This is a genomic window from Streptomyces sp. MnatMP-M17 (assembly GCF_900091995.1).
GTDB lineage: Bacteria > Actinomycetota > Actinomycetes > Streptomycetales > Streptomycetaceae > Streptomyces.
The window spans coordinates 1-3927 of sequence record NZ_FMDK01000619.1 but is presented as its reverse complement, the minus strand read 5'-3'; the positions used below and the strand labels follow the sequence as shown (position 1 = coordinate 3927).

The following is a 3927-nucleotide window of genomic DNA, read 5'->3' as shown; positions in this document are numbered from 1 at the left end:
GCTCGTCACGGCTGCCGGCACTGCGGCGGGCGCGGTCTTCGGGATCTCCGGCGCCGTGCACCACACGCTGGCGGTCCTGGCCGCCCTGGGCGCCGCGTGGCTGCTGCTGCGTCACTGCGTACGGCGCTTCGGCGGAACCACCGGCGATGTCTTCGGCGCCCTCGCGGAGATGTCCGCGACCGCGGCCCTCGTCGTACTGACGCTCGGTTAAGGAACGGCCACACACAGGTGAACTACCGCCGCCGTAAGGGCTGTCCATCACTCAGCGTAGGCTCGTTCCTGCCCCCCTTCGGGCCGAAATACGATACGGCGGGCTCGGTCGGCCCACCCTTCGACCGCTGGAACACAACGGAAGCGAGATTCCACCACCGTGACTGCTCTCACTCTCAGCACTGCCGGCGCGGCGACCCTGCGCGCCGACGCGATCGTCGTCGGCGTCGCGAAGGGCGCAAAGGGGCCGGTCGTGGCGCCGGGCGCCGAAGCCGTCGACAAGGCCTTCGACGGAAAGCTCGGCAGCGTCCTGGAGGCCCTCGGTGTCTCGGGCGCCGAGGGCGAGGTGACCAAACTGCCTGCGCCGTCCGGGCTGAAGGCCCCGGTCGTCCTGGTGGTCGGGCTCGGCCCGGCCCCGGCCAAGAACGGGACCTACGGCACCGAGCCGCTGCGCCGCGCCGCCGGTGCCGCCGCACGCGCGCTCTCCGGCCGGAAGAAGGCCGCGTTCGCACTGCCCGTCGAGACGGCCGAGGACGTGGAGGCCGTCGCCGAGGGCGCGCTGCTCGGCGCGTACGCCTTCATCGCGTACCAGGGCGGCGAGAACAACGGCAAGAAGGGCGACAACGGCCCGAAGCTGCCTCTCGCCGAGGTCACACTCGTCGGCGCCAAGCCGCGCGACAAGGCCCACAAGGCCGCCGCGAACCGTGCGATCGCGCTGACCGAAGAGGTCAACCGCGCCCGTGATCTCGTCAACACACCGCCGAACGATCTGACTCCCGAGGCCTTCGCCGCCGTGGCCACCGCCGCGGGCAAGGAGAACGGCATCAAGGTCCAGGTCCTCGACGAGAAGGCGCTTGCCAAGGGCGGCTACGGCGGCATCCTCGGCGTCGGCCAGGGCTCGGTCAATCCGCCCAGGCTGGTACGGCTCGCGTACACGCACCCCAAGGCGGAGAAGACGCTCGCCCTCGTCGGCAAGGGCATCACCTACGACTCGGGCGGCATCTCGCTCAAGCCGGCGGGTCACAACGAGACCATGAAGTGCGACATGAGCGGCGCCGCCGCGGTGTTCGCCACCGTCATCGCCGCCGCCCGGCTCGGTCTCCCCGTCAATGTCACCGGCTGGCTGGCGCTCGCGGAGAACATGCCGTCCGGCTCGGCAACCCGTCCCGGCGATGTCCTGCGCATGTACAGCGGCAAGACCGTCGAGGTCCTCAACACCGACGCCGAGGGCAGGCTCGTCCTCGCCGACGCGCTGACCCGGGCCTCCGAGGAGAAGCCGGACGCGATCGTCGACGTGGCGACGCTGACCGGCGCGATGGTGCTGGCGCTGGGCAACCGTACGTTCGGGATCATGGCGAACGACGACGCGTTCCGCACCACCATCCACAAGCTGGCCGAGCAGGCCGGCGAGGCGTCCTGGCCGATGCCGCTCCCGGCCGATCTGCGCAAGGGCATGGACTCCCCGACCGCCGACATCGCGAACATGGGCGAGCGGATGGGCGGCGGGCTGGTCGCCGGACTCTTCCTGAAGGAGTTCGTCGGCGAGGGCATCACCTGGGCCCACCTGGACATCGCGGGCCCGGCCTTCCACGAGGGCGCGCCGTACGGCTACACACCCAAGGGCGGCACCGGCTCGGCAATCCGTACGCTCGTCAAGCTGGCGGAGAGCTTCTGACCCCGGCCGCCTCCTGTCGCCTGCCGGCGAATGAGCCGAAGGGGCGCGTCGGTGCCGAAAGGGAGGCTGTGCTCGATATGCGGCTCCGCCGCGCGGGCGGAGGTTCGTGAGGTACGAGCGAATCGAGCACGGTCGACCGTCGGCATCGGCATAGAGCTCCCCCGGAGGCGAACCGAGCCCTCAAAAAAAGGGGAATAGGTGTACCGGCCCTGGGTGTTTTCCGCCCAGGGCCGGAAAGCTGTACGTTCCGGTAACCGCTTGGCGGTCCCCGTTACTCATCTCACACCTGGGCCCCGCGTCCCGGCTTGCCCGAACAAGTGCGAAGATGGGTTCTCGGCAGGACAGGGCCCCCACCACAGGGCCGAAGAAAAGCGGCCGAACACCAGCCGCCGCCCGGTCATGGAGACCGCGCCCGGCGCACATGCATGGAGGACGTGACGTGGCGAACGACGCCAGCACCGTTTTCGACCTAGTGATCCTCGGCGGCGGTAGCGGCGGTTACGCCGCGGCGCTGCGCGGAGCGCAGCTCGGCCTGGACGTGGCCCTGATCGAGAAGAACAAGCTCGGTGGTACCTGCCTGCACAACGGCTGCATTCCCACCAAGGCCCTGCTGCACGCCGGCGAGATCGCCGACCAGGCGCGCGAGGCCGACCAGTTCGGTGTCAGGACCACCTTCGAGGGCATCGACATCGAAGGTGTGCACAAGTACAAGGACGAGGTCGTCTCCGGCCTCTACAAGGGCCTCCAGGGTCTGGTCGCCTCCCGCAAGGTGACCTATATCGAGGGTGAGGGCCGGCTCTCCTCGCCGACCTCCGTCGATGTCGACGGCCGGCGGGTCCAGGGCCGCCATGTGCTCCTCGCGACCGGCTCCGTGCCGAAGTCGCTGCCGGGCCTGGTGATCGACGGCGAGCGGATCATCTCCTCCGACCACGCGCTGAAGCTGAACCGCGTCCCGCAGTCCGCGATCATCCTCGGCGGCGGTGTGATCGGTGTGGAGTTCGCCTCGGCGTGGAAGTCCTTCGGCACCGACGTGACCGTGGTCGAGGGTCTGAAGCATCTCGTGCCGGTCGAGGACGAGAACAGCTCGAAGCTTCTGGAGCGCGCGTTCCGCAAGCGCGGTATCAAGTTCAACCTCGGCACGTTCTTCGAGAAGGCCGAGTACACGCAGGACGGCGTCCGCGTCACGCTGGCCGACGGCAAGGCCTTCGAGGCGGAGGTGCTGCTCGTCGCGATCGGCCGCGGCCCGGTCTCGCAGGGCCTCGGCTACGAGGAGCAGGGCGTCGCGATGGACCGCGGCTATGTCCTCGTCGACGAGTACATGCGGACGAACGTCGAGACGATCTCGGCCGTCGGTGACCTGGTCCCGACGCTCCAGCTCGCCCATGTCGGCTTCGCCGAGGGCATCCTGGTGGCCGAGCGGCTGGCCGGTCTCAAGACCGTGCCGATCGACTACGACGGTGTGCCCCGGGTGACGTACTGCCACCCCGAGGTCGCCTCCGTCGGTATCACCGAGGCCAGGGCCAAGGAGATCTACGGCGCGGACAAGGTCGTCGCTCTCAAGTACAACCTCGCGGGCAACGGTAAGAGCAAGATCCTCAAGACCGCGGGCGAGATCAAGCTCGTCCAGGTCAAGGACGGCTCCGTGGTCGGCGTCCACATGGTCGGTGACCGTATGGGCGAGCAGGTCGGCGAAGCTCAGCTCATCTACAACTGGGAGGCTCTGCCTGCCGAGGTCGCGCAGCTCATCCACGCGCACCCGACCCAGAACGAGGCGCTCGGCGAGGCCCATCTCGCCCTGGCCGGCAAGCCTCTCCACTCCCACGACTGATTCAGTCCGGGCGCTGACGACCACTACCGCACATTCGTTAGGAGCAACTGAAACCATGGCGGTTTCCGTAACCCTGCCGGCGCTCGGCGAGAGCGTCACCGAGGGCACTGTCACCCGCTGGCTGAAGGCCGAGGGCGAGCGCGTCGAGGCCGACGAGCCGCTGCTGGAGGTCTCCACCGACAAGGTCGACACCGAGATCCCGGCCCCGGCCGGC

The 3927-nt window shown here is 69.1% G+C and carries 4 protein-coding genes; all 4 read left to right on the top strand.

Going from position 1 to position 3927, the window contains the following annotated elements; all coding sequences use genetic code 11:
- Positions 1 to 211 (top strand): adenosylcobinamide-GDP ribazoletransferase (locus GA0115259_RS26190; RefSeq protein ID WP_176732658.1); only part of this gene is annotated, 211 nt, incomplete at its 5' end.
- Between the two features lie 159 nt (positions 212 to 370).
- A complete protein-coding gene (locus tag GA0115259_RS26185) occupies positions 371 to 1885 on the top strand; it encodes a leucyl aminopeptidase (RefSeq protein ID WP_093601578.1) in 1515 nt (504 codons plus the stop codon).
- A gap of 439 nt (positions 1886 to 2324) precedes the next feature.
- Positions 2325 to 3713, top strand: a complete 1389-nt coding sequence (gene lpdA, locus GA0115259_RS26180; RefSeq protein WP_093601576.1) for a dihydrolipoyl dehydrogenase — start codon at positions 2325 to 2327, stop codon at positions 3711 to 3713.
- A gap of 55 nt (positions 3714 to 3768) precedes the next feature.
- A partial coding sequence (locus GA0115259_RS26175) for a biotin/lipoyl-containing protein (RefSeq protein WP_305129657.1) occupies positions 3769 to 3927 on the top strand: 159 nt, incomplete at its 3' end.